The organism is Roseateles chitinivorans, from assembly GCF_002761755.1.
Classification (GTDB): Bacteria; Pseudomonadota; Gammaproteobacteria; order Burkholderiales; family Burkholderiaceae_C; genus Roseateles; species Roseateles chitinivorans.
Genome location: NZ_PEOG01000014.1, coordinates 39869 through 65803 on the forward strand (window position 1 = coordinate 39869; position 25935 = coordinate 65803).

Sequence of the window (25935 nt, forward strand, 5' to 3'; positions counted from 1 at the left end):
CTTTATTTGTAGCGGGCCGCCTCAACGGCGCCCATTGTTACGACTGAATGGCCACCACGCCCATGGCTTGGTGCGACTTTCCGCGCGAACCAGAACGATCGCAATATTATCCTTGCCGCCCATGTCATTGGCCGCGTCGACCAGCGCCTGCGCGGCCTCCGGCAGGTCTTCGTGGCTTTGCAACACCTGCGCCACGCTGGCGTCATCGACCATGTCGGACAGCCCGTCGCTGCAGAGCAGGATCTGGTCGCCCGGCAGCAGCTCATGCTGATGGACTTCCAGCATCACCGTATCCTCGACCCCTACGGCCCGTGTCACCAGATTCTTGTTGCTGCTGAAGACAGCTTCTTCGGGCGTCAGTAGACCCGCATCGATCTGTTCTTGCAGCAACGAATGGTCACGCGTCAGCTGGACGAGTTGCCCATCGCGGAAGCGGTAGGCGCGGGAGTCGCCCACATGCCCCAACAGCAGGCTCTGTTCCCTGAAGACCGCCAGGACCAGCGTCGTGCCCATGCCGGCATAGCGCGGATTGGTGTTGGCGGCGTTGAAGATCGCCCGATTGGCGTTGTCGACGCAGATATCCATCGCGCGCCGAACATCGATGTCGGTCGCATGCTGGCCGGACTCGGCAAGCCAACGGCCCAGTTCCGACTTGATGAAGGTCGTCAGCATCTGGCTGGCGACTTCCCCGGCGTTGTAGCCGCCCATGCCGTCCGCGAGAACCGCCAGCCCGACGCCCGGCTCCAGGGCAACCGAGTCTTCATTGTTGTCGCGCACGCGTCCGGTGTCGGTGGCGCTGAAGAACTCCAGGGTCATGTCTTGCTGGCGGGATCGGCTGGGGGAAGGGGATTGTGCACTGCGCCCTGGGACTGTAGCCGCAAAGTTCGCTCGAATGCCTGTCCCGCTGGCGGGGGGGGTGTGGCGCCGGTGCTATTGGCCAGCGCCACTGGAATCTGGCTCAAAACTGCCTCCAGGTCCTGCGCCATCAGATCGCCGCGCTGGTAGCGCAGCTCGGGGCGTTTCTCGAGGGCGAGCGCGACAACCAGGGCCAGGGATTCCGGCAATTCCGGGCGCAGCCGACGAATGTCGGGCGCCGGTTGGTTGGTGATTTGATGCATCAGCGTGGCCATCGACTCGGACTGGTGAGGCAGATGGCCAGTGAGCAACTGGAACAGCATCGCGCCCAGCGAATACAGGTCGCTGCGTCCGTCCACCTGGAGGCCGGCCAGTTGTTCCGGCGACATGTACGACGGCGTGCCCAGCACCAGCCCGGTCCGCGTGCGGCTGCCATCGGCAACACGCGCGATGCCGAAGTCCATGATCTTCACGCTGCCGGACTCGCGCTCCAGCATCACATTGGCCGGCTTGATGTCCCGGTGCACGACGCCATGACCATGGGCGTACTGGAGTGCCCGCGCCAGCCGGGCGCCGAGCAGCAAGACCTCCCGCAAAGGGAGCAACTGCCCCGCTCGCGTGTGGTGGCTGAGGTCCTGGCCGACGACGTACTCCATGGCGATCCAGGTATCGCCGGCGCATTCGCCGGCGTCCAGGACGCGAAGAATGTCGGGGTGGTCCAGGTGCCGCGCCGCGCTGGCTTCCCGCATGAAGCGGTCGCGGACGTCGATCAGGTCCTCCGGCGCGAATTCACGCTGCAACGCCAGCCGCTTGATCGCGACCGTGGCGCCGCTGCGCCGGTCGACCGCACGGTTGACCACCGCCATCGCTCCGCGGCCGAGCTCCGCGCCGATCGCGTAGTCGTCGAGCGCCACGCCGGCCGCGCGCGGCATCGGCTGCGTCGTCGGCAGCGTGTCTGGCGCGCCATGGACGTCCTCGTCGGACGCGCCCCGGCCCAGCAATCGCTTCAGGAAGCCGGAGGCGCTCATGACATGGCGGGCCTTTCGTCAGGCTTCAGCCGGCTTGCGCGCGGCCAGCAGCTTGCCGACGATCAGCACGAACAGCGCGCCGCCCACGCCCAGCGCGTAATAGACCTGCGGCAGCACTTCCGTGGTACCCGGCTTGTCGCCCGGCTGCATCGGCACCCAGCTGTTCAGCGCCGGATCGGTGACCAGCATCGTGCCGGCGATCCATCCCAGCAGCATCGCGCCCAGCGTGATCACGATCGGGAACTTGTCCATCAGCTTGATGACGAGCTGGCTGCCCCAGACGATGATCGGGATCGAGACCAGCAGACCGAAGATCACCAGCGGCATCTGGTGATGGGCACCAGCGCCTTCCGCGGCACCGGCGATCGCGATGACGTTGTCCAGGCTCATCACGAAGTCCGCGATGATGACGGTCTTCACCGCGCCCCAGAGCTTGTCACTCGCTTCCATCTTCGAGTGGTCGTCCTCGGCTTCCGGCATCAGCAGCTTGATGCCGATCCACAGCAGCAGCGCGCCACCGACCAGCTTCAGGAACGGCAGCTTCAACAGCGTCAACGCGAAGAAGATCAGCACGACGCGCAGCACGATCGCGCCGGCGGTGCCCCACATGATCCCCTTCGTGCGAAGGTTCGGCGGCAACTTGCGGCAGGCGAGCGCGATGACGACGGCATTGTCGCCACCCAGCAGGATGTCGATCAGGATGATCTGGCCGACGGCGAGCCAGAACTCGGGGCTGGTGAACATTTCCATGGAAGGGAACCCGCGCCGGGCCTCGCGCAACGAGGGCCCAGTCTAAAGCGTTGGAGGGACGAACGAGAGAAGGGGCCCAGTGGGCCCCTTCCTTGGTTCAGGGGGTGCGCGTGGATTGTCCTCGCCCTCCCCCCGTGATCGCAGTGCGTGAAATTACGCACCGACGATCTTCTTGCTCAGGTTTTTCCTGCTGCTTACAGCAGGCCCTTCAGCAGCTTGCCCATTTCGGACGGATTGCGGGTCACGGTGAAGCCGCACTCTTCCATGATGGCGAGCTTGGCATCGGCCGTGTCGGCGCCGCCCGAGATCAGCGCGCCGGCGTGGCCCATGCGCTTTCCGGGAGGGGCGGTGACGCCGGCGATGAAGCCGACGACCGGCTTCTTCATGTTGGCCTTGCACCAACGGGCGGCTTCAGCCTCGTCCGGGCCGCCGATCTCGCCGATCATGATCACGGCGTCGGTGTCCGGATCGTCGTTGAAGGCCTTCATCACGTCGATGTGCTTCAGGCCATTGATCGGGTCGCCACCGATGCCGACAGCCGAGGACTGACCCAGGCCGATCTCGGTCAGCTGCGCGACCGCTTCATAGGTCAGCGTGCCGGAGCGCGAGACCACGCCGATGCGACCCTTGCGGTGAATGTGGCCGGGCATGATGCCGATCTTGATTTCGTCGGGCGTGATGAGGCCGGGGCAGTTGGGGCCCAGCAGCAGCGTCTTCTTGCCGCCGGCGGCTTCCTTGGCCTTCATCTTGTTGCGCACTTCCAGCATGTCGCGGACGGGGATGCCTTCGGTGATGCAGATCGCCAGGTCGAGGTCGGCCTCGACGGCTTCCCAGATCGCGGCAGCTGCGCCCGCGGGCGGCACGTAGATCACCGAAACGGTCGCGCCAGTCTGCGCAGCGGCTTCCTTGACCGTGCCGTAGATGGGGATGTCCGAGAACTTCTCGCCCGCCTTCTTCGGGTTCACGCCGGCGACGAACGCGTTCTTGCCGTTGGCGTAGGCCTGGCAGCCCAGGGTGTGGAACTGACCGGTCTTGCCCGTGATGCCCTGGGTGATGACCTTGGTGTCCTTGTTGATGTAGATGCTCATGTCGTATTCCTTGGCTGGGTCTGCGGCTTACTTGACGGCGGCGACGATCTTGGTCGCGGCTTCGGCCATGGTGTCGGCGGCGATGATGGGCAGGCCGGACTCGGCCAGCATCTTCTTGCCCAGCTCCTCGTTGGTGCCCTTCATGCGGACGACCAGCGGCACGTTCAGATTGACGGCCTTGCAGGCGGTGATCACGCCTTCAGCGATGGTGTCGCACTTCATGATGCCGCCGAAGATGTTGACGAGGATGCCCTTCACCTCGGGGTTCTTCAGCATGATCTTGAAGGCCTCGGTGACCTTCTCGGCCGTGGCGCCGCCGCCGACGTCCAGGAAGTTGGCCGGCTCGCCGCCGAACAGCTTGATGGTGTCCATCGTGGCCATGGCCAGGCCGGCGCCATTGACCAGGCAGCCGATGTTGCCGTCGAGCGAGATGTAGGCCAGGTCGAACTTGGAGGCTTCGATCTCAGCCGGATCTTCTTCGTCCAGGTCGCGGTAGGCGACGATTTCCGGGTGACGGAACAGCGCGTTGGCGTCGAAGTTGAACTTGGCGTCCAGCGCGATCAGGTTGCCCTTGGAGTCGCAGTTCAGCGGGTTGATCTCCACCAGCGACGCGTCGGTGTCCATGTAGCACTTGTACAGCTTGGCGAACAGGTCGACCGCCTGGTCCACCGAAGCGCCGGTCAGGCCGATGGCGGTGGCGATCTTCTTCGACTGCTCGGCGGTGATGCCGGTCAGCGGGTCGATGTACTCGGTGATGATCTTCTCGGGGGTCGAGTGGGCGACTTCCTCGATATCCATGCCACCTTCGCTCGAAGCGATGAAGGCCACCTTCTGCGTACCGCGGTCGGTCACCAGCGAGACGTACAGCTCATTCTTGATGTCCGCGCCTTCCTCGATGTACAGGCGGCGGACCTTCTGGCCGGCCGGGCCGGTCTGGTGCGTGACCAGCTGCATGCCCAGGATCTGCTCGGACAGCGCCTTCACGTCGTCCAGGCTCTTGCCCAGCTTGACGCCGCCACCCTTGCCGCGACCGCCGGCGTGGATCTGCGCCTTGACCACCCAGACCGGGCCGCCCAGCTTCTGCGCGGCTTCGACCGCTTCTTGCACCGTGAACGCGGGAATGCCGCGCGGCACCGGCACGCCGAACTGGCGCAGGATTTCCTTGCCCTGGTACTCGTGAATCTTCATAGGGAGGTCTCGCTTGATGGATGAATCAGGAAGAGGCCGCCGATGCCGCGGACGCTCCGCGATGCCGGCGTTGAGATGGGGTTTGCAGCGCCGGATTCAGCCGAGCCTCCGCGACAAGGATCCCGTCGTCGCGGCCATAGACCCTCACGTCGACAGTTCGGCGACGTTGCGGCGGATGGCGCTCGGGGGAGGCGGTGAAAGACATAAACCGATGCAAACACGCAAAAACACGCCCGCGGACGAACGCCGGCGGGCAGATTTGCGAAGCCGAAAATGTAGCATGCTGCGTTGCATCAAGCCCTTGGCGCGGTTGTGACGCGCACTGGCGTGGGCTTGTCAGCGGCCCGCAAGGTGCTCATGACGCACGAAGTTTCAGGCGGTTTCGGCGCGTCTGTCACCGCTTCAAGTGTCGCTATCGGCGGCCGCTCGGCGCACCGCCTTGCGGGCGAGTTCAGATCCAAAGCCCCGACCCATCAGGAAGCGCAGCTGCTTGGCTTCCGCGGCAGCGTCCACCGGCGCCCCGTCGCCAAACTTGCGCCGTAACACCTCACAGGCACGCTCAAGTTCTCCCGCAGCCAGCGCCGAACGCTGCTCCGCATCGAGCGCCAGGCCATGCTGGGACAGTTCCTGCTCGATGCGCCGTTGGCCGAAGCGCTGGGAGCGAGCATGGATGCGCGACTCGACGAATCGCGACTCGTCCAGATAGCCGTGCGCCTTGAGCCAGTCGAGGACAGCGTCCACCTCCTCGGCCAGGCCAGCCGCTTGCGCTTCGGGGTCCTCAGAGGCCGGCGCCTCGGCAAGCCCTGCGCCACTTGCCCTGGGATCGAGGTCGGGACCGACCCCGCTGGCCGAGGACTCGATCAGCGCGTCTCGTCGATCACGGGCAATGCGCAGCAGCTTGCGCCGCAGTTCCATCGCGCTGTGCTCGCGTCGCGCGAGCAGCGCCACGGCTCTGGCCCGGAGCGACAGGGGCTGCGAGGCCGACCCTCGCCGGCTCCCGGACGGAGTCATGCCGTCGCCCCGCTGCGCTTACTCGGCGTCGCCAGGCGCGGCGCCCAGCAGCGGGATGCCCAGGGATTCGCGGATCTTGTTCTCGATCTCGACCGCCAGGTCAGGGTTCTCGCGCAGGAACTCGCGCGCGTTGTCCTTGCCCTGGCCGATCTTCTCGCCGCTGTAGGCGTACCAGGCGCCGGACTTGTCGACGATCTTCGCGGTCACGCCCATGTCGATGATCTCGCCCTCGCGGCTGATGCCCTCGCCATAGAGGATGTCGAACTCCGCCGTCTTGAACGGGGGCGCCACCTTGTTCTTCACGACCTTGACCTTGGTCTCGGAGCCGATGACTTCCTCGCCCTTCTTGATCGAGCCGATGCGACGGATGTCCAGGCGGACCGAGGCGTAGAACTTCAGCGCATTGCCGCCGGTGGTCGTCTCGGGCGAACCGAACATCACGCCGATCTTCATCCGGATCTGGTTGATGAAGATGACCGTGCAGTTGGTCTTCTTGATGGTGGCGGTGAGCTTGCGCAGCGCCTGGCTCATCAGACGGGCCTGCAGGCCGGGCAGCGCGTCGCCCATTTCGCCTTCAAGTTCCGCCTTGGGCGTCAGCGCGGCGACCGAGTCCACGATGATCAGGTCCACCGAACCGGAACGCACCAGCGAGTCCACGATCTCCAGCGCCTGTTCGCCGGTGTCGGGCTGGCTGATCAGCAGTTCCTGCAGGTTGACGCCCAGCTTCTGCGCGTACTGGACATCCAGCGCGTGCTCGGCATCGATGAAGGCGCACACGCCATCCAGCTTCTGCATCTGGGCGATGACCTGCAGCGTCAGCGTGGTCTTGCCGGACGATTCCGGACCGTAGATCTCGATCACGCGGCCGCGAGGCAGGCCACCGACGCCCAGCGCGATGTCCAGGCCCAGCGAGCCGGTGGAGACGACCTGGATGTCCTCGATCTTCTCGCCTTCGGCCAGCCGCATGATCGAGCCCTTGCCGAACTGCTTTTCGATCTGGGCGAGGGCGGCCTGGAGGGCCTTGGCTTTTTCGGTGTTGGCGTTCTTCACGGGGGCGTCCATGCAATCTTCTCCTGTTGGCTGCGGCGGATTATGGCGCAATCTGTATATCTGTACAGTACTTTGTCGAACCGCACCGACCGGCTTTGAGGCTTCGGCGGCGTCGATGCAGGCATGTTAGGCCGCAGGTGGCTCACAGGATGAGCCAGGCCGCGCGACTCCCTCCTTTTTCCGCCAAAGAGGTGACGCGCCTCCGTCAAGCTGTCGCCGCCCTGACCAACTCCCGGCCGCACCGCCCAACGACGGCTCGGAAACGCCTAGGGAAGCGCAGCGGACCGCTCCCTAGAATGTCTCCATAACCAGAGGGGACGACACATGCGCATCTTGATCGCCGAAGACGACCAGGTCCTGGCCGATGGCCTGCTGCGTTCGTTGCGGGCCTCGGGCTGCGCCGTCGACCAGGTCGGCAGCGGCAGCGAGGCGGACGCCGCGCTCGCCTCGCACGAGTTCGACCTGCTGATCCTGGACCTCGGACTGCCGAAGCTGCATGGGCTGGAAGTCCTGCGTCGGCTGCGCGCGCGCGGATCGGCTGTGCCGGTGCTGATCCTGACGGCGGCGGATAGCATCGAGGAGCGCGTCAAGGGGCTGGACCTCGGTGCCGATGACTACATGGCCAAACCCTTCTCGCTGCAGGAACTCGAGGCCCGTGTGCGCGCGCTCACGCGCCGCGGCCTGGGCACCGCCTCCAGCGTGATCCGCCATGGCCCGCTGACCTTCGACGCCACCGGCCGCGTCGCCTACATCAACGACCAGATGGTGGAACTGTCGGCGCGAGAGTTGTCGCTGCTCGAGGTGCTGCTGCAGCGCGCCGGACGTCTCGTCAGCAAGGACCAGTTGGTCGAGCGCCTGTGCGAGTGGGGCGAAGAGGTCAGCAACAACGCGATCGAGGTCTACATCCATCGGCTGCGCAAGAAGATCGAGCAGGGGCCGATCCGCATCGCGACGGTGCGCGGGCTGGGCTATTGCCTTGAGAAGATTCCCGGCTGAGGAACGGCACGTCCCGAAGGGCCCGGGCGCACGCTTGACCAAGGACGCGCGGCATGGCGGGTGAATCGTCCGGCCATCGCTCCTTGTTCGGCGAGATCCTCGACTGGATGCTTGCCCCGCTGCTGGTCATCTGGCCGATCAGCGTCGCGTTGACCTGGCTGGTGGCGCAAGGCATCGCCAACAAGCCCTACGACCGCGAGCTCGACGAGATGGCGCGCACCCTCGGCCTGCAGGTCGTCACCGAGCCCGGTCCCGGCGACGCGTCCGCGCGACGCGGGCGGTCGCGCTACGCACTCGCGCCGGAGGCCGCGGCGCTGCTGCGGGCGGATGAGTCCGACACGATCTACTACCAGGTGCTGGGCCTGCGCGGCGAACTGCTGAGCGGCGACGCCCAGTTGCCGGTGCCGGAGGTCGAGCCGCCGATCGTGCCGTGGGAGGTGAATCGACGCTTCGACGAGGTCAACAACGAGGCGGTGCGGGTGTCCTACCTGTGGGTGGTGCCGGAGGGGATGGCGGGCGGCGACAAGATGATGCTGGTCCAGGTCGCGGAGACGCTGGGCAAGCGCTCGCGGCTGACCAACGAGATCATCAAGGGCGTGATCCTGCCGCAGTTCGTCATCCTGCCGCTGGCGGTGCTGCTGGTGTGGCTGGCGCTGGCGCGCGGTATCGCCCCCCTCAACGACCTGCAGCGCCGCATCCGCTCGCGCGACAGTTCCGATCTCAGCCCCATCGACGAGCAGCGCATCCCCGACGAGGTCGCCCCGCTGGTGCAGGCGATCAACGACCTGCTCGAGCGGCTCGATCAATCGATCCGCGCGCAGAAGCACTTCCTGGCCGACGCCGCGCATCAGCTCAAGACGCCGTTGGCGGGGCTGCGGACGCAGGCGGAACTCGCGCAGCGCGAGATCGACGAGGGTCGCAGCTCGCCAGCGGAGCTGCGCCGCTCGCTCAAGCAGATCGCGGTATCCAGTCAGCGTGCGGCGCACATGGTGAACCAGTTGCTGGCGATGGCCCGCGCCGAGGACCAGGAGCATGCCGCGCGTCGCAGCGAGGTTAACCTCGCGGTGCTGGCGATCGAGACGGTGCGGGACTTCGTGCCGCGGGCGATGGAGAAGCGGCTGGACCTGGGTTACGAAGGGCCGGAGGCGAGCCAGGCGGGGCTGCGCATCCACGGCCATCCGCTGCTGATCCGCGAACTGATCCGCAATCTGGTGGACAACGCGCTGCTGTACACGCCCAGTGGCGGGACGGTGACGGTGCGCGTGGTGGAGGACCCCTTCGGACAGGTGTGCGTGCTGCAGGTGGAGGACTCGGGGCCAGGCATCGCGGAGGCGGAGCGCGACCAGGTCTTCCAGCCGTTCTACCGGGCGCTGGGCACCAACGTCGACGGCTCGGGGCTGGGCTTGGCGATCGTGCGCGAGATCGTCCAGCAGCACGACGCCGAGATCGCGGTCGACGACACGCGAGCACGACGTCAGGCAGAGGCGGAGGGCGTCGGTCCTGGCGCTCGGTTCACGGTGCGCTTCGCGGCGCATCCGCTCGCCAACGGGGCGCATTGAATCGGGACCTTGAACCAGGCATATCGAACGCCTCCACACATCGATCAGCCGGTGCCTTGGACCGGGAGTCCACGCAGGGTCATCCGTCAGTTCAGGCTAGCGACAAGCACTGAGCGCTTTCGAAGAATCACGCCTTCCTTCTCAAATGAAGCAGGTGGATTCGATGGCTTACCAACTTCCCACGGCGACAGCGATGCGAATGACGAGCGACGAGTTTCTGCTCTGGAGTCCGAACGACGACAAGCGGTACGAATTGATCGACGGCCACGTCATCCAGATGACGACCAGCATCGACCGGCATCAGACGGTCGCGGGAAATCTCTGGGCTGAGTTCCGGGCCCACCTGAGGGGGAAACCCTGCACGGCCTACATGGCGTTGGATGTGCACATCGACGAATCGAATTGCCTGGTACCCGACGTGTTCGTGTCTTGCGGCACCGCCGATCGCAACAGGCCCCGCGGCAAATCGAACGTGCCGCTCGTCGTCGAGGTCTTGTCGCCGAGTACCGCCGCCTTCGATCGGAAGGGAAAGTTCGCCCGCTATCGCCGAATGAGCGCGTTGAGGGAATACATGTTGGTCGACGTCGAGAAACTTGCGACCGTCGTGCACCGCCGCTGCGAAGACGGTGCCTGGGAAATCTTCCGTTACTCCGCCCCGGCCATCGTCCGATTAGCCTCGATCGGGCTCGATATCGCCAGCGACCTCATCTTTGCGGATCTCGAGCGTGCAGCCTGATTACCGCTGCGTGCCGCCACGGCTCTTGGCGATCGACATCAGCATCCCCAGCGACAACCCCAGCGTCACCATCGCCGTGCCGCCATACGAGATGAATGGCAGCGGCACGCCGACCACCGGCAGGATGCCGGTCACCATCCCCATGTTCACGAACACGTAGGTGAAGAAGCTCAGGGTGATCGCCCCGGCGAGCAGCCGCGAGAACAGCGTCGGCGCTTCGTGCGCGATGACCAGTCCGCGCAGGATCAAGGCGGTGAAGCCGAGCAGCAACGCCAGCGCTCCGATCAGGCCGAACTCCTCGCCATAGGCGGCGAAGATGAAGTCGGTGGTCCGCTCCGGGATGAACTCCAGGTGCGTCTGCGTGCCCTTCATGAAGCCCTTGCCGGTCACGCCGCCCGAGCCGATCGCGATCTCGCCCTGGATGATGTGGAAGCCCTTGCCCAGCGGATCCTTGGTCGGATCGAGCAGCGTGCAGACGCGGTCCTTCTGGTAGTCCTTCAGCACCACCCACTTCACATCGGGCTGGCAGATCTGGTCCTCGCTGAAGACCAGCGCGGTGATGCCCGCCCCGGCCAGCACCAGCGCCGGAATGATCAACTTCCACGACAACCCGGCGAAGAAGATCACGTACAGGCCAGCGCCCAGCACCAGCAGCGAGGTGCCGAGGTCCGGCTGCTTGGCGATCAGGCCGACCGGCACTACGAGCAGCACGAAGGCGGCGACGAAATCGGGCAGACGCAACTGGCCCTCGCGCTTCTGGAACCACCAGGCCAGCATCAGCGGCACCGCGATCTTCAGCATCTCCGAGGGCTGGATCACGACGCCCACATTCAGCCAGCGCGTCGCGCCCTTCTTGCTGATGCCGAACAGCGCCACCGCCACCAGCAGCGTGACGCCGACCGCATAGAGCGGCAGCGCGAGCTGCATCAGGCGCTGCGGCGGCACCTGGGCGGTCACGAACAGCACGCCCATCGCCAGCACCATGTTCCGCGCGTGATCGACGAAGCGCGTGCCATGGTCATAGCCGGCCGAGTACATGCACATCAGGCCCAGTCCCATCAGCCAGCCCATGGCGAGCAGCAGCGGGAGGTCGAAGCCCTGGAACAGCGGCTTCACGCGCTGCAGCAGGCTGGGTTTGCTGAAGACGGCGCTCATCGTGAAGCTCCCGGGTTGGGTCGCGGCGCGACCGGCGCGAGGCGGCGCTCGGCGGCGGAGCCTGGTATCGCGGCCGGCACCGCCGACGCCGGGACAGCGGGTCTGGGCACCCGGCTCGCGGGGCTGGACGCCTCAACCGATGCCGCCGCTGCGGACGCTGAGGACGCCGATGCGTCCGGCACGCTGGCCGCGGCGCCCGGCAACGGGATGTCCTCGACGCGGCGCGGCGTGCCGATCGGCGCGCCGACCTGGCCGACCCGCACCTTGGCAATGTCCTCTTCGCTCGGATACGTGCCGGTCAACACGTAGTCGAAGACGCGCCGCGCGATCGGCGCCGCCGACTCGGAGCCGAAGCCCGCGTTCTCCACGATCAGCGCCAGTGCGATCGTCGGTGCCTGGTAGGGCGCGAAGGAGATGTACAGCGAATGGTCGCGCTTGCGTTCGTCCGCCTTGATGCTGCTGTAGGTCTGGCCGGCCCGCAGGCCGACCGCCTGCGCGGTGCCGGTCTTGCCGGCGCTCTGGTACTGCGCGCCGGCGAACACCATCCGCGAGGTGCCTTCCATCGTCACGTCGTGCATCGCGTTGCGGATCACGTCGACGTCGGCCTTGCGCAGCGCCAGCGGCGACAGTGCGTCGCTCGCGGTGCGGCGCTGCACATGCTTGACCACGTCCTCGATCTCCCGCACCAGCCGTGGCCGATAGCGTTCGCCGCCGCTGGCCAGCGTCGACATCGCGGTGGCCAGCTGCAGCATCGTGAAGTTGTTGTAGCCCTGGCCGATGCCCAGCGAGATCGTCTCGCCCGCGTACCACTTCTGCTGCTCGGGCCGCTTGTAGGCGCGGCGCTTCCACTCGGTGCTGGGCAGGATGCCGGTGACCTCGCCCAGCAGGTCGATCTCGGTCTTGCGACCGAAGCCGAAGGGCTCCAGCTGGTCGTGGATCATGTCAACGCCCATCTCGTTGGCCAACGAGTAGAAGTAGACGTTCGACGAGGTCACGATCGCCAGCCGCATGTCCTTCGGGCCGGCGCGGTCGCCGGTCGCGCTGCCGAAGGTCCGTCCGCCGAAGCTGTAGGTCAGGTTGTCCTGGACCACCACATTGGCCGCGCGCTTGCCGGTGTTGAGCGCCGCCATCGCCATGTAGGGCTTGAAGGTCGAACCCGGCGGATAGGTGCCGCGCAGCGCCCGGTTCAGCAGCGGCTTGTCGATGTCCTCGTTGAGTTCCTTCCAGCTGTCGGCGTCGATGCCGTCGACGAACAGGTTGGGATCGAAGGTCGGCTTGGACACGAAGGCCAGCACCTCGCCGTTGCGTGGGTCCATCGCCACCAGCGCGCCGCGGCGATCGCCATAGAGGCGCTCGACCAGCGCCTGCAGCTTGATGTCGATCGACAGGTGCAGCGTGTTGCCCGGCGTCGGCGGGCGGTTGCGCAGCCGGCGGACGGCCCGGCCACCGGCACTGGTCTCCATCTCCTCGAAGCCGGTCTGGCCGTGCAGCTCGCGCTCGTAGGCCTGCTCCAGGCCCAGCTTGCCGATGTATTCGGTGCCGCGGTAGTTGGCGATGTCCTCTTCGGACCAGTCCTCCATCGCCTTCTTCTCGACCTGGTTGATGCGGCCGATGTAGCCCAGCAGGTGCGCCCCGACATCGCCCAGCGGGTAGTTGCGGAACAGCCGCGCCTTGATGTCCACGCCGGGGAAGCGGAAGCGCTGCGCCGCGAAGCGCGCGACCTCGGTATCGGTCAGCTTGGTGCGGATGGGCAGCGACTCGAAGTTCTTGCTCTCCTCCATCAAGCGCTTGAAGCGGCGGCGGTCGCGCGGCTGGATGTCGATGACGGCGGTGAGCGCATCGATCGTGCGCTCCAGGTCCGGCACCTTGGAGGGGGTGATCTCCAGCGTGTAGGCCGAGTAGTTGCTGGCCAGCACGACGCCATTGCGGTCGACGATCAGGCCGCGGTTGGGCACGATCGGCAGCACGGTGACGCGGTTGGTCTCGGCGCGCTCGAGCAGCGAGTCGTGCTGCGTGATCTGCAGGTAGACGAGCCGGGCGACGAGCAGCGCGAAGCAGAACAGCACGAACGCGGCCGCGGCGACCAGCCGCAACCGGAACCGGCTCAGCTCCGCCTGGAGATTCTTGATGACCGTCATCGCGGGCCCGTCCTCGGCGCGCTCAGAGCGGGCGGTGCGCGTCGGGATCCGGCGCGCGACGCTGCGGCGCGAGCAGCAGCGCCGCGGCGATCGGCCACAGCGCCGCCTGCAGCACCGGCGCCAGCACCAGGCTCCAGCCGGGCCACATGCCGCCGACGATCAGCCGCACGATCACCGCGATCGCGGTCGCCAGCACGAACAGCGGCAGCACGTGCAGCGCCTGCGCGCCGAGCGAGAACCAGAGCAGCCGGCGATGCAGCGCGACCGCGCCGAAGGCCAGCAGGCTGTAGGCCAGCGCATGCTGGCCAAGGAGCGCGCCATGGTGGACGTCGATCATCAGGCCGAAGACGAAGGCCCAGCCCACGCCGACGCGCCGTGGCTGATGGACATTCCAGAACACCAGCACGATCGCCAGCACGTCCGGCATCCAGGGCTGGCGGCCGACGGGCACCATGTCGACCAGCAGGCCGACGACCAGGCTGAACGCGATGAACAGGGGATTGGCGGGCAGCAGCAGCTGGCTCGCGCCGCGCGGCATGATCATCGGTGGGCTCCCTTGGGGGCGGACGCGGCGCGACGCGGCTTGGCGCCGGCATCGGCCGCCGCGGCGCTCGCGGCGCTGGCCGCTTCCTGCGCGGCTTCGATGCGGGCGTCCTCCTGGCCCTGCAGCGGCTCCAGCACCAGCACATGCCGGGCGCTGTCCGGCTGCGCGACCGGCGCCAGGCCGACGCGGGCGAAGCTGGTGTCGCCGCGGCGCTCCACCTCGGCAACCTTCGCCACCGGCAGCCCCGGCGGGTAGAGGCCGTCCAGGCCGGAGGTCGCGAGCGCGTCGCCGGCCTTGATGTCGGCGTTGGCGGCGATGAAGCGCAGCTCCATCACGCCGCGTTCGCCGCCGTAGGCGACGCCGCGCTGCTGGGTGCGGGTGTTGAGGACCGGAATGGTGGCCTCACGGTCGGTCAGCAGCGTGACCTCGGCCGAGAGCGGATAGACCCGCGTCACCTGGCCGAGCACGCCGGCGTCGTTGACCACCGGCGCGCCCAGTCGCACGCCGCGGTGGCTGCCGCGATCGATGACGATGCGGCGCGAGAAGGGATCGGGCGCCTCGTAGAGGACCTCGGCGGCGAGCCCCTTCACCGGCAGGGCATCGCGCAGGTCGAGCAGCGCGCGCAGCCGCGTGTTCTCGGCCTGGAGCTGCGCGGCGCGACTCAGGATCACGGCCTGCGAGGCGAGTTGCTGGCGTGCCTGGTTCTCGGCCTCGGTGGCCTTCTCCATGCCGCGGGCGTAGTCGCCGGCCTGCTCCCAGGCGTCGACGGGCGCCAGCAGCGCGCGCTGCAGCGGATGCAGCGCCAGCGCCAGGCCCGCGCGGGCGGGAGCGGTCAACTGGAAGCGCGAATCCGCCACCATGAGGAACACGGCCAGCGCGGCGCAAAAGGCCAGCTTCGTCAGCGCGGACGGGCCTTCGCGAAACAGCGGCGGTGGGTTGCGATCCAAGGTGCCGAGAGGCATGAAGATCTCAGCAGGGGAGATTCAATGCAAAGCGGCCCGAAGGCCGCACCCATCACTCGTTGGTGAAGATCGACCCGAGGCGCTCCATGCGCTCGAGGGCCATGCCGCAGCCACGCACCACGCAGGTCAGCGGGTCTTCGGCGACCAGCACCGGCAGGCCGGTTTCCTCGGCCAGCAGGCGGTCCAGGTCGCGCAGCAGCGCGCCGCCGCCGGTCAGCATCATGCCGCGCTCGGCGATGTCGGCGCCCAGCTCCGGCGGCGTCTGCTCCAGCGCGTTCTTCACCGCCGAGACGATCTGGTTGAGCGGATCGGTCAGCGCTTCCAGGATCTCGTTGGACGAGATGGTGAAGCTGCGCGGCACGCCTTCGCTCAGGTTGCGGCCCTTGACCTCCATCTCCTTGACCTCGGAGCCGGGGAAGGCGGAGCCGATGTTCTTCTTGATCGCTTCCGCGGTCGGCTCGCCGATCAACATGCCGTAGTTGCGGCGGATGTAGTTGATGATGGCCTCGTCGAACTTGTCGCCGCCGACGCGGACCGAGCCCTTGTAGACCATGCCGCCCAGCGAGATCACGCCCACTTCCGTCGTGCCGCCGCCGATGTCGATGACCATCGAGCCCGACGCTTCCGACACCGGCAGGCCCGCGCCGATCGCCGCGGCCATCGGTTCCTCGATCAGGTAGACCTCCGAGGCACCGGCGCCCAGGGCGGCGTCGCGGATGGCGCGTTTTTCGACCTGGGTCGAGCCGCAGGGCACGCAGATGATGATCCGGGGCGAGGGACGCAGCAGCTTGGTGTCGTGCACCATCTTGATGAACTGCTTGATCATCTGCTCGGTGACCACGAAGTCGGCGATCACGCCGTCCTTCATCGGGCGGATCGCCTCGATGTTGCCAGGCACCTTGCCCAGCATGGCCTTGGCTTCGTGGCCCACGGCCTGGATCGTCTTCTTGCCGTTGGGACCGCCTTCGTGGCGGATGGCGACGACGGACGGTTCGTCCAGCACGACGCCTTTTCCGCGGACGTAGATCAGCGTGTTGGCGGTGCCCAGGTCGATGGCGAGGTCGGTGGAGAAGTAGCGGCGCAGGGAGGCGAGCATGTGTGTGGGCAAGGCCAGGACGGGACGCTTCGGCACCTGGAGCCGCCAGTCCATGTCGAACTACACGCAATCGGCGGCATTCGACGGCATCAGGCGGCGTTCGTCTGCGTTCTGTCCGGGCGGCTGCGATTCGGGGCGGTTCGGGTCGGGTAACCGCGCGGACCGGCGGCGTCCGCGCGAGCGAGATTCCTTGCCATAAGCAACGAGGCTGCAGAAGCAGCCCCGGCGCCATGGAGATAAGCGGGGATAATAACTGATCACCCCTTGGTTTGGCCCGTCTGCAAGGCTTCCGTCAGCGTTCGGCGAATGTTTCGCACGCCCGGCGGACCGCTGGTCCGGACCGGCCCTCGAGCACATTCCCATGGCACTCACCCACGACGACGTCAGCCGGATCGCCAAACTGGCCCGGCTCGAACTTTCCGGCGACGAACAGGCCGCGCTGCTGCCCCAGCTCAACGGCTTCTTCTCGATCGTCGAGCAGATGAGCGCGGTCGACACCAGCGGCGTCGATCCCCTCTACACGCCGCTGTCGGCGGTCCAGGAAGTGGCCCTGCGGCTGCGCGAGGATCGCGTCACCGAAACCGACCAGCGCGCGCTGAACCAGCGCAGCGCTCCCGCCGTCGAGGACGGCCTGTTCCTGGTCCCGAAAGTCATCGAATGACCGCCCCCCTGCATCAACTCGGCGTCGCCGAGCTCGGCCGCGCCTTGCGCGCCAAGACGGTCTCCAGCACCGAACTGACGCAACATCTGCTTGCGCGTGTTGCCGCGGCGAAGGATCTCGGCGCCTTCCTCCATGTGGATCCGGACTACGCGCTGACCCGCGCCAGGGACGCCGACGCGCGGCTGGCCGCCGGCGAGGCCGGCGCGCTGATCGGCGTGCCGCTGGCGCACAAGGACATCTTCGTCACCCGCGACATGCCGACCACCGCCGGCTCGAAGATGCTGGCGGGCTACCTGAGCCCGTTCGACGCCACCGTGGTCGAGCGGCTCAACGCCGCGGGCACCGTGTCGCTGGGCAAGCTCAACTGCGACGAGTTCGCGATGGGCTCGGCCAACGAGAACAGCGCCTACTTCAAGGCGCTCAATCCCTGGGACCGCACGCGCGTGCCGGGCGGCTCCTCGGGCGGCTCGGCGGTCGCGGTGGCGGCTGGCCTGGTGCCGGCCACGACCGGCACCGACACCGGCGGCTCGATCCGTCAGCCCGCCAGCTTCTCCGGCATCACCGGCATCAAGCCGACCTATGGCGTGTGCTCGCGCTACGGAATGATCGCGTTCGCGTCGAGCCTGGACCAGGCCGGCGTGTTCGCCCGGTCGGCCGAGGACTGCGCGCTGCTGCTGTCCACGATGAGCGGCTTCGACGAGCGCGACGCCACCAGCGTCCAGCAGCCGCCGCAGGACTTCAGCGCCCAGATGCTGGCCCCGCGCGACGGCGCGACCGCCGCGCAGCCGCTCAAGGGACTGCGCATCGGCCTGCCGAAGGAGTTCTTCCCGGCCGCGCTGTCCGCCGACGTGAACAGCGCCGTGCGCGCCGGCCTGGCCGAGCTGGAAAAGCTCGGCGCGACGCTGGTGGACGTGTCGCTGCCCCGCACCGAGCTGGCGATCCCGGTCTACTACATCATTGCCCCGGCCGAGGCGAGCTCGAACCTGTCGCGCTTCGACGGCGTGAAGTTCGGGCACCGCGCCAAGACCTACGGCAACCTGATCGACATGTACGAGAAGACCCGCGCCGAAGGCTTCGGCGCCGAGGTCAAGCGCCGGATCATGATCGGCAGCTACGTGCTCTCTCATGGCTACTACGACGCCTACTACCTGCAGGCGCAGAAGCTGCGCCGCATGATCGCCGACGACTTCCAGCAGGCCTTCCAGCACTGCGACCTGATCGCCGGCCCGGTCGCGCCGACGGTCGCCTGGAAGCAGGGCGAGGGCGCGGACGATCCGGTCAAGGCCTACCTCGCCGACATCTTCACCCTGCCGGGCTCGCTGGCCGGCCTGCCCGGCATGAGCGTGCCGGTGGGGCTGGGCGAGGGCGGCATGCCGGTGGGCCTGCAGCTGCTGGGCAACTACTTCAAGGAAGGCACGCTGCTGCACGCCGCGCACGCGCTGCAGCAGGCCACCGACTGGCATCGCCAGACCCCGGCCGGCGTGTAACGACAACGAGTCTGTGATGAGCAAGAACAGCCAACTGGTGCGGGGCTACGAGGTCGTGATCGGCCTGGAGAACCACGTCCAACTCTCGACCGTCTCGAAGATCTTCAGCGGATCGTCGACCGCCTTCGGCGCGGCCCCCAACACGCAGGCCAGCGCGGTGGACCTGGCACTGCCGGGCACGCTGCCGGTGCTCAACCGCGGCGCCGTCGAGCGCGCGATCCGCTTCGGCCTGGCCGTGGGCGCCAAGGTCGCGCCGCTGTCGATCTTCGCCCGCAAGAACTACTTCTATCCCGACCTGCCCAAGGGCTACCAGATCAGCCAGTACGAGATCCCGGTGGTCCAGGGCGGCCAGATCGAGTTCTTCGTCGGCAACGAGAAGAAGGTCGTCAAGCTGACGCGCGCCCACCTCGAGGAGGACGCCGGCAAGAGCCTGCATGAGGATTACCACGGCCAGTCGGGCATCGACCTGAACCGTGCCGGCACGCCGCTGCTGGAGATCGTGTCCGAGCCCGAGATGCGCTCCGGCGCCGAGGCCGTCGAGTACGCGAAGACGCTGCACGCGCTGGTGATGTGGCTGGGCATCTGCGACGGCAACATGCAGGAGGGCTCGTTCCGTTGCGACGTGAACGTGTCGGTGCGCAAGCCCGGCCAGCCCTTCGGCACCCGCCGCGAGATCAAGAACCTCAACAGCTTCCGCTACCTCGTGGACGCGGTGAACTACGAGGTCAACTGGCAGATCGACCAGATCGAGGATGGCCTGGAGATCCAGCAGGCGACGGTGCTCTACAACCCCGACACCGGCGAGACCCGCTCGATGCGCACCAAGGAGGATGCGGCCGACTATCGCTACTTCCCCGATCCGGACCTGCCGCCGCTGATGATCGGCGCCGACTGGGTCGAGCGGGTGCGCGGCGAGATGCCGGAGCTGCCGTCGGTGATGGCCGCGCGCTTCCAGGAGGTCGACGGCCTGCCGGCCTACGACGCGACGATGATGACGCAGAGCCTGGCGACGGCTCGCTTCTACGAGGCGGCGCGGGACGCCTGCGGCGCGCCCAAGCTGGTGGCCAACTGGGTGATGGGCGAGATCTCGCGGCGTCTCAACACCGAGGAGCGCGCCATCGACGACGCCCCGGTGACGCCGGCGCTGCTGGCCGCGCTGATCAAGCGCATCCAGGACGGCACCATCTCCAACAACGCGGCGAAGCAGGTCTTCGAGGCGCTGTGGACCGGCGAAGGCCGGGATGTCGATGCGCTCATCGAGGCCAAGGGCCTCAAGCAGATGAGCGACACCGGCGAGCTCGAACGCATCCTGGACGAGGTGCTGGCGGCCAACGCGAAGTCGGTCGAGGAATTCCGCGCCGGCAAGGAGAAGGCCTTCAACGCGCTGGTCGGCCAGGCGATGAAGGCGACCAAGGGCAAAGCCAATCCTTCGGCCGTCAACGAGCTGCTGAAGAAGAAGCTCGGCGCCTGATCAGGGCCCTGAAAGCACAACGCCGGTGGAGCGATCCACCGGCGTTCTCTTTTTTGGAGTCGCCGCTGTCAGCGACCGCTGGCGGACGGCGCCTGCGGCGCCGCTTTTTCCAGCGAGCCCGGCGCGGCGCCGGCCCACAGCCGTTTCAGGCGAGCCAGCTCCTCGTCATAGAACCTGTTCACGCGGCCGATCTCGGCTTTCTGGTTTTCGATCGATTCACGCTGTGCCGCCGCCGCGGCGTCGTTGGCCTCGAGCTGATGCTGCAGCTTGAACGGCACCCGCTTGCCCTTGTAGAACTCGGCCTCGTCGAGCAGCGGCTTGCGCTCGACGGCGAGCGCCTGCAGGCGTTTCTCGGACTGCCGCATCGCCTCGCGGATGTCGTCGAGCGCGGCCTCGCGGGCCTTCTGGTGCGCGGCCTGATCGGCGTAGCGCTGCAGCAGGTTGCGGTCACGCCGGATCGCGTCCTGCTGGGCGGCACGCTGGACTTCCTCGGCGCGTCGGCGTTGCTCCGCGGACGCCTGCTCCTCGGGTGACATCGCGGGCGGCAGCATCCGGCGCACCGAGCCGTCGGAATTCAGCACGCGCTGCTCGCGCGTCTGGCACTCGGGAATCGGCCGGTCGGAGGTCAGCCGGCGGCCGTCGGGCGTCGTGCAGGTGTAGATGGTCGGCGCCGGCGCCTTGGTCTGCGCCACGACCGGACTCGCCAGTCCGCAGCCCAGCATCAGGACGCTGGCGAGGGCCGCGGGCGCGGCCGGTCGGGACAGCAGGCGGCGTGAGATCGAAGGACGCATCAGACTCCGTAGCGATCGCGGTAGGCATGGACCGCCGCCGCATGCGCGGAGACGGCGGTACTGCTGGTCGTCTGCAGATACTGGAGCAGGTCCGACAGCCCTGCAATCGCGACCACCGGCAGCTTCAGCTGGTCGCGCACGTACTGTACCGCCGACCACGGCAGGTCCTGCCCGTTCTCGGCGGCCTTCTCCTGGCGGTCCAGCGCGATCGTCACGCCGCAGGGCGTGGCACCGGCCGCTTGGATCATCGAGATGGACTCGCGCACCGAGGTGCCGGCCGAGATCACGTCGTCGATGATCAGCACCCGGCCCTGCACCTTGGCGCCGACCAGCGTGCCGCCCTCGCCGTGGTCCTTGGCTTCCTTACGGTTGTAGGCGAAGGGCTTGTTGTGACCCAGCCGCGCCAGCTCGATCGCGACGGCCGCGGCCAGCGTGATGCCCTTGTAGGCGGGGCCGAAGATCATGTCGAACTCCAGGCCCGAGGCCAGCAGCCGCTGCGCATAGAACTGGGCCAGGCGACCGATCTTGAGGCCGTCGTCGAACAGGCCGGCGTTGAAGAAGTAGGGGCTGAGACGACCCGCCTTGGTCTTGAACTCACCGAAGCGCAGCACGCCGGTCTCCACGGCGAAGGCGACGAATTCCTGGGCCAGGGTGTCCTGGGGTGCGGCGGTGGTCATGGCGGGCGCGACGTCGAGACGTGACAGTGAAAGTGGGGCGGAATTGTAGGACGCGGGTTCGCGCGGCCTGGGGGCTTCACAGGACAGGCTGTCGCTGGAATCGAGGCCTACCAAGCAAAAAGAAGGCCCGCTCCGTCGCCGGAGCGGGCCTGCTTCTTGCAGGGCGGCCACGGCCGCCCCTTGAGGGGAACAGCGTCGGCCGATCAGAAGATCGCCTTGAACTGCACGCCGTAGGTCCGCGGGTCGTTGATGAAGCCCGTGTTGTTGTTGAAGTCGATCGCGCCGGTGATGCGGATCTGGTTCGTGATGTTGCGGACGAAGATCGCCGCCTCGTACTTGCCGTTGTTCCAGATGTAGCCGCCGCGCAGACCGCCTTCGGTCAGCGCCTTGCCGGTGAACTCCTTGGCCTCGTACAGGAAGAAGTTGACCTTCGAGCGGTAGGCCCAGTCGGTGTAGATGTAGAACTCGTTGCCGGCCGCGGTCGGGAACGCGTAGCGCGCGGTCAGGTTGGCGACCCACTTCGGCGCGTTCGGCAGCGGATTGCCGTCGATGCTGTAGTTGGTCGTCGAGCCCGCCACCAGCGGATCGGTCATCGTGCAACCGCCGCCGCAGGCCGGCAGCGACAGGCTCGGGTCCTTGATCTTGGTGTTGTTCAGGCTGCCGCCGACGGTGATCAGCAGCTGGTCAATCGGCAGCAGCTCCAGGTTGAGCTCGACGCCGTTGCCTTCGGCCTTCTTCGCATTCAGCAGGCGGTTGGCGTTGCTCTGGCCGCCGACGGCGGTCAGCTGCAGGTCCTTGACGGTGTAGGTGAAGGCGCTGGCCGACAGGCGCGCGCGACGATCCCAGAAGTCCGACTTCACGCCCACCTCGTAGGAGGTGACGTTCTCGGGCGTCGCCTGCGACTGGCCGGCGAAGCGCGAGGCGCCCTGCACCGACGACGCGCGGAAGCCGGTGGCCACGCGGGCATACAGGTTGGTTTCCTTGGTCAGCGCATAGGTGCCCGACACGTCCCAGTTCCACTTGGAGTCGCCGGTGTTGGCGGTGACGCCGGTGCTGGTGTTCAGGTCGGTGTAGCTGCTGGTGACCTTCACATCCTTCTTGTCATGGGTGAAGCGCAGGCCGCCGCGCAGCTGGAAGTCCTGCGTGACCGCGTAGTTCACCGAGCCGAACGCGGCCCATGCGGTGTTCTTCTGGTACGTGTCGACGTAGCCGGCGGCCGCGCCGGTGGAGGTCGTGTAGTCGGTGCTGCGAGCGGTGTAGCGCTCGTCGAAGAAGTACAGGCCGCCTTGCCAGCGCAGCGGGCCGGCCGCCGCGGACTCGACACGGAACTCCTGCGTGATCTGGCGATGGCCGCTCATCGAGCTGGAGGACTCGGCCGGGAAGCCCGCCTGGCCTTCCTGGGTGTACGGCTTGGTGCCGCCGTAGAGATAGCCGCCGTCCACATCGCCGCGGCTGAACGGGCGCACCGACTCGTAGCCGGTGATCGAGTACAGGTTGATCGCGCCCAGGCCCCACCGCAGGCGTGCGCTGCCGCCGGTGGCATGCAGGGTCTGCTCGTTGACGCCGTCGGTGTACGCCTTCTCGGGATCGAAGCCGTCGACCAGGTCGTTCGTGCCGGGCTTGATGATCGACGCGCGGAACAGGCGAGCGCTGCCCTTCAGGTCACGGCCGTGGAAGTTGAACAGCGCGCTGAAGTCCTTGTGCGGCTGGTACAGCGCCTGCAGGCGCACGGCGCGGTCGTCGTAGCCCTCGAGCTCGCCGGTCTTGCCGGTCGGGACCTGGTTCTTGACCCAGTCGTCGCGGTGCTGGATCTGCGCCGAGATGCGGGCGGCCCAGTCGCCGGTCAGCGGCACGTTGGCGGCGCCTTCCAGGCTCATCGTGCCGTAGTTGCCATAGGAGACGTTCAGGTAGCCCTCCTGGCGCTGCGACGGCTTCACCGAGTCGAACTTGACCACGCCGGCCGGCGTGTTGCGGCCGTAGAGCGTGCCCTGCGGACCGGCGACCACTTCGACGGCGGCCAAGTCGAAGGCGGGGAAGCCCTTCAGGATCGGGTTCTCCTGCACCACGTCGTCATAGACCAGCGAGACCGGCTGCGACGCGTTCAGGCGGAAGTCGGTGTTGCCGTAGCCGCGGATGTAGAAGCGCGGGAAGGCACGGCCGAACGAGGATTCGATGTTCAGGCTGGGCACGCGGCCCGACAGGAAGCGCACGTCCTGACCGCCGGAGTTCAGCACGTCCAGCTTCTCGCCGGAGATCTTGCTGACCGCGTTCGGCACTTCCTTGATGTTCTCGACCCGGCGCTCGGCGGTGATGGTCACCGTCTCCAGCTGGCCTTTCTCCTTGGCCGGCGCGTCGGTGGCTTCCTGGGCCAGCGCGGGCCAGGCGAGCAGGGCCAGCGACACGGCCGCGGCGGCCTCGCGCAGGGCCGGGACGGCAGCGCGCTGGGTGGCGAATCGATTCATGAATGGAACTCCGGGGGAAGGATGGGAAACCGGGGAGGCCGGCGGTGTCCCGACGCGTGCTCCGGGTTCACAGCTGGCAAAAATGTGGGCGCGGGGTAGCGCGGTGGACGCGAATCTAGCAAGTTCGTCATAAACACGTCACCCCACGCACCGCGATGGTGCGGTTTGTGTTGCCCAAACACTGCACCCGCTCGCGTGTCGCCCGAATGGGCGTCGACGGCGCACGGGGACCGCGCCATGTGGTGCAGCCCCTGAGGCTGCCGCGGCCCCGGTTCCGCCGCTGCTGCCATCTTTGGCGGGAGGCTTTGCGATACTGCCGCCCTCTTCCAGGGCCCCCTCCATGCGCTTCATCACCCTCAACCTCAATGGCATTCGCTCCGCCGCCACCAAGGGCGTCTTCGACTGGCTGCCGCCGCAGCAGGCCGACGTGGTCGGCGTCCAGGAGCTGAAGGCGCAGGCCGATGTCGTCGAATCGCAGTTCGCCGGCTACGACACCCTCAGCGGTCACTTCCATTACGCCCAGAAGAAGGGTTACTCCGGCGTGGGCCTCTATACGAAGGAGACGCCCAGCGACGTGATCGTCGGCTTCGGCAGCCCGGAGTTCGACCTGGAAGGTCGCTGGGTCGAGAAGCGCTTCGACAAGCCCGGCCGCAAGCTCAGCCTGATCAGTTGCTATTTCCCGAGCGGCTCCAGCGGCGAGGAACGCCAGGCGGCGAAGTTCCGCTTCCTCGCGGAGATGTACCCCTACCTGATGGCGCTGCGGGCCGAGCGCGAGTTCATCCTGGTGGCCGACGTCAACATCGCCCACAAGGAGATCGACCTCAAGAACTGGAAGGGCAACCAGAAGAACAGCGGCTTCCTGCCGGAGGAACGCGCCTGGATGACCAAGCTGCTCGAGCAGGACGTCGGGCTGGTCGACGTCTTCCGCGTCCTCAACGACAAGCCCGAGCAGTACACCTGGTGGAGCAACCGCGGCCAGGCCTGGGCGAAGAACGTGGGCTGGCGCCTGGACTACCACCTGGCCACGCCCGGCATGGCCCACCTGGCCACCCGCGAGGCGATCTACCTCGACCAGCGCTTCAGCGACCACGCACCGCTGACGATCGACTACGACTTCAAGATCTGAAGCTGGCGCATCTGGTCACGCCCCCTCCCCCTGCGGGGCGAGGGGATGAGAGACGGCCGACGCCGTCCCAAGGTGTCAATCCACCTTCGCGCCGGAAACCTTCACCACCTTCGCCCACTTGGCGGTCTCGCTCGCGATGAGCGCGGCGAACTCCGCGCTGGAGCCACCGCCCGGCACGGCGCCCTGTGAAGCCATCCGCTCCTTGATCGCCGGCGTCGCCAGCGCCTTCGCGGCCTCGCGCTGCACCCGGGCGACCTGGTCGGCCGGCTGGCTGATCGGCGCCAGCAAGCCGAACCAGGACGAGGCCTCGAAGGCCTTGAGCTCCGGCACGCCGCTCTCCGCGATGGTGGGCAGGTCGGGCAAGGCCTCGCTGCGGCGCGCGCTCGTGACCGCGAGTGCCTTGAGCTTGCCGGACCGGATGTGCGGCAGCGCCGAAGGCAGGTTGTCGAACATCAGGTCCATGTTCCCGCCCATCAGGTCCAGCAGCGCCGGGCCCGAGCCGCGATACGGGAAATGGATCATGTAGGTGCCGGTCAGGCTCTTGAACAGCTCGCCCGCGAGGTGGATCGACGTGCCGTTGCCGCTGGAGCACATGTTGAGCTTGCCCGGCTGGGCCTTGGCCACCCGCACCAGGTCGGCCACGGTCTGGATGCCGTATTTTTGCGCGTTGGCCGGATTCAGCACCAGCACATTGGGCACCGCGGCGACCAGCGTGACCGGCGCGAAATCCTTGACCGGGTCGAAGGGCATCTTCGGATAGAGCGAGGCATTGATCGCGTGCGTGCCCACGGTGCCCATCAGCAGCGTGTGCCCGTCGGTCGCATGCGCCACTTCGGCCGAGCCGGTGTTGCCGCCCGCGCCGGGCTTGTTCTCGATGATCACCGGCTGGCCGAGGGCCTTCTGCAGCTCCGGCGCCATCGCGCGCGCCAGCAGGTCGGTGGTGCCGGCCGGCGGGAAGGGCACGACGATGCGCAGCGGCCGCGAAGGCCAGGCCTGCTGCGCGCGGGCCAGGCCCGGCAGGCAGGCCGCGGAGGACAGCGCGAGCAACGCGCGACGGTTCAGGCTCATGGGGCGTCTCCTCGTGGTGATCTCGATGCAGGTCGT

At 67.4% G+C, this 25935-nt stretch carries 23 protein-coding genes; 7 read left to right on the forward strand and 16 right to left on the reverse strand.

Annotation, left to right across the window (positions count from 1 at the left end):
• Positions 1-21: 21 nt before the first annotated feature.
• From CS062_RS06715 to recA, 7 genes are all read right to left on the reverse strand, one after another.
• Complete coding sequence (locus CS062_RS06715; RefSeq protein WP_099860669.1) at positions 22-816, reverse strand: Stp1/IreP family PP2C-type Ser/Thr phosphatase; 795 nt, start codon at positions 814-816, stop codon at positions 22-24.
• Positions 813-1883, reverse strand: coding sequence for a serine/threonine-protein kinase (locus tag CS062_RS06720; RefSeq protein WP_099860670.1), 1071 nt, complete (start codon positions 1881-1883; stop codon positions 813-815). The genes CS062_RS06715 and CS062_RS06720 overlap by 4 nt, the downstream gene beginning before the upstream one ends.
• Positions 1884-1901: 18 nt before the next feature.
• Positions 1902-2633: a TerC family protein gene (locus tag CS062_RS06725; protein WP_099860671.1), complete on the reverse strand. Its 732-nt coding sequence runs from the start codon at positions 2631-2633 to the stop codon at positions 1902-1904.
• 194 nt (positions 2634-2827) lie between these two features.
• Positions 2828-3721: a succinate--CoA ligase subunit alpha gene (gene sucD / locus CS062_RS06730; protein ID WP_099860672.1), complete on the reverse strand. Its 894-nt coding sequence runs from the start codon at positions 3719-3721 to the stop codon at positions 2828-2830.
• A 27-nt stretch (positions 3722-3748) separates the two neighbouring features.
• A complete protein-coding gene (sucC, locus tag CS062_RS06735; RefSeq protein ID WP_099860673.1) occupies positions 3749-4909 on the reverse strand; it encodes an ADP-forming succinate--CoA ligase subunit beta in 1161 nt (386 codons plus the stop codon).
• A gap of 402 nt (positions 4910-5311) precedes the next feature.
• On the reverse strand, positions 5312-5920 hold the full coding sequence (locus tag CS062_RS06740; protein WP_099860674.1) for a regulatory protein RecX: 609 nt from the start codon (positions 5918-5920) through the stop codon (positions 5312-5314).
• 18 nt (positions 5921-5938) lie between these two features.
• Positions 5939-6982 carry a recombinase RecA gene (gene recA / locus CS062_RS06745; protein ID WP_091730281.1) on the reverse strand — a complete coding sequence of 348 codons (1044 nt, stop codon included), beginning with the start codon at positions 6980-6982 and terminating at the stop codon, positions 5939-5941.
• Positions 6983-7294: 312 nt separating this feature from the next.
• Between recA and CS062_RS06750 the strand changes: the two genes are divergently transcribed.
• From CS062_RS06750 to CS062_RS06760, 3 genes are all read left to right on the forward strand, one after another.
• Complete coding sequence (locus CS062_RS06750) at positions 7295-7966, forward strand: response regulator (protein WP_099860675.1); 672 nt, start codon at positions 7295-7297, stop codon at positions 7964-7966.
• A 53-nt stretch (positions 7967-8019) separates the two neighbouring features.
• Positions 8020-9525 (forward strand): sensor histidine kinase, encoded by a 1506-nt coding sequence (locus CS062_RS06755; protein ID WP_099860676.1) that lies wholly within the window; start codon positions 8020-8022, stop codon positions 9523-9525.
• Between the two features lie 163 nt (positions 9526-9688).
• On the forward strand, positions 9689-10261 hold the full coding sequence (locus CS062_RS06760) for a Uma2 family endonuclease (protein WP_158238689.1): 573 nt from the start codon (positions 9689-9691) through the stop codon (positions 10259-10261).
• Here the strand turns inward: CS062_RS06760 and rodA are convergent, their stop codons facing one another.
• Genes rodA through CS062_RS06785 form a run of 5 tightly spaced genes read right to left on the reverse strand, consistent with a single transcriptional unit; the run spans position 10262 to position 16156 of the window.
• Positions 10262-11416, reverse strand: coding sequence for a rod shape-determining protein RodA (gene rodA / locus CS062_RS06765; protein WP_099860678.1), 1155 nt, complete (start codon positions 11414-11416; stop codon positions 10262-10264).
• Positions 11413-13554 (reverse strand): penicillin-binding protein 2, encoded by a 2142-nt coding sequence (mrdA, locus tag CS062_RS06770; protein WP_099860679.1) that lies wholly within the window; start codon positions 13552-13554, stop codon positions 11413-11415. Before mrdA ends, rodA begins: the two co-directional genes overlap by 4 nt.
• A gap of 22 nt (positions 13555-13576) precedes the next feature.
• Positions 13577-14098, reverse strand: a complete 522-nt coding sequence (gene mreD / locus CS062_RS06775) for a rod shape-determining protein MreD (RefSeq protein ID WP_099860680.1) — start codon at positions 14096-14098, stop codon at positions 13577-13579.
• Complete coding sequence (gene mreC / locus CS062_RS06780) at positions 14095-15060, reverse strand: rod shape-determining protein MreC (RefSeq protein ID WP_099860681.1); 966 nt, start codon at positions 15058-15060, stop codon at positions 14095-14097. Before mreC ends, mreD begins: the two co-directional genes overlap by 4 nt.
• Positions 15061-15112: 52 nt before the next feature.
• Positions 15113-16156 (reverse strand): rod shape-determining protein, encoded by a 1044-nt coding sequence (locus tag CS062_RS06785; protein ID WP_091731851.1) that lies wholly within the window; start codon positions 16154-16156, stop codon positions 15113-15115.
• A gap of 361 nt (positions 16157-16517) precedes the next feature.
• Here CS062_RS06785 and gatC point away from each other — a divergent pair, with 361 nt between their 5' ends.
• The 3 genes from gatC to gatB are packed head-to-tail and all read left to right on the forward strand — an operon-like array spanning position 16518 to position 19775.
• Positions 16518-16817, forward strand: coding sequence for an Asp-tRNA(Asn)/Glu-tRNA(Gln) amidotransferase subunit GatC (gene gatC / locus CS062_RS06790; protein WP_091730250.1), 300 nt, complete (start codon positions 16518-16520; stop codon positions 16815-16817).
• Complete coding sequence (gene gatA / locus CS062_RS06795; protein ID WP_099860682.1) at positions 16814-18304, forward strand: Asp-tRNA(Asn)/Glu-tRNA(Gln) amidotransferase subunit GatA; 1491 nt, start codon at positions 16814-16816, stop codon at positions 18302-18304. Before gatC ends, gatA begins: the two co-directional genes overlap by 4 nt.
• A gap of 16 nt (positions 18305-18320) precedes the next feature.
• Positions 18321-19775 (forward strand): Asp-tRNA(Asn)/Glu-tRNA(Gln) amidotransferase subunit GatB, encoded by a 1455-nt coding sequence (gatB, locus tag CS062_RS06800; protein WP_099860683.1) that lies wholly within the window; start codon positions 18321-18323, stop codon positions 19773-19775.
• Between the two features lie 68 nt (positions 19776-19843).
• Here gatB and CS062_RS06805 read toward each other — a convergent pair whose 3' ends face one another.
• From CS062_RS06805 to CS062_RS06815, 3 genes are all read right to left on the reverse strand, one after another.
• The gene (locus CS062_RS06805; protein WP_099860684.1) at positions 19844-20566 is read right to left on the reverse strand and encodes a hypothetical protein; all 723 of its coding nucleotides are present in this window, start codon (positions 20564-20566) and stop codon (positions 19844-19846) included.
• On the reverse strand, positions 20566-21243 hold the full coding sequence (pyrE, locus tag CS062_RS06810) for an orotate phosphoribosyltransferase (protein WP_099860685.1): 678 nt from the start codon (positions 21241-21243) through the stop codon (positions 20566-20568). Before pyrE ends, CS062_RS06805 begins: the two co-directional genes overlap by 1 nt.
• 203 nt (positions 21244-21446) lie before the next feature.
• On the reverse strand, positions 21447-23705 hold the full coding sequence (locus CS062_RS06815; protein WP_099860686.1) for a TonB-dependent receptor: 2259 nt from the start codon (positions 23703-23705) through the stop codon (positions 21447-21449).
• 340 nt (positions 23706-24045) lie between these two features.
• On the opposite strand from CS062_RS06815, the gene CS062_RS06820 reads away from it, so the two are divergent.
• Positions 24046-24831 carry an exodeoxyribonuclease III gene (locus CS062_RS06820; RefSeq protein WP_099860687.1) on the forward strand — a complete coding sequence of 262 codons (786 nt, stop codon included), beginning with the start codon at positions 24046-24048 and terminating at the stop codon, positions 24829-24831.
• A 75-nt stretch (positions 24832-24906) separates the two neighbouring features.
• Here CS062_RS06820 and CS062_RS06825 read toward each other — a convergent pair whose 3' ends face one another.
• Positions 24907-25899 carry a Bug family tripartite tricarboxylate transporter substrate binding protein gene (locus tag CS062_RS06825; protein WP_099860688.1) on the reverse strand — a complete coding sequence of 331 codons (993 nt, stop codon included), beginning with the start codon at positions 25897-25899 and terminating at the stop codon, positions 24907-24909.
• Between the last annotated feature and the right edge of the window lie 36 nt (positions 25900-25935).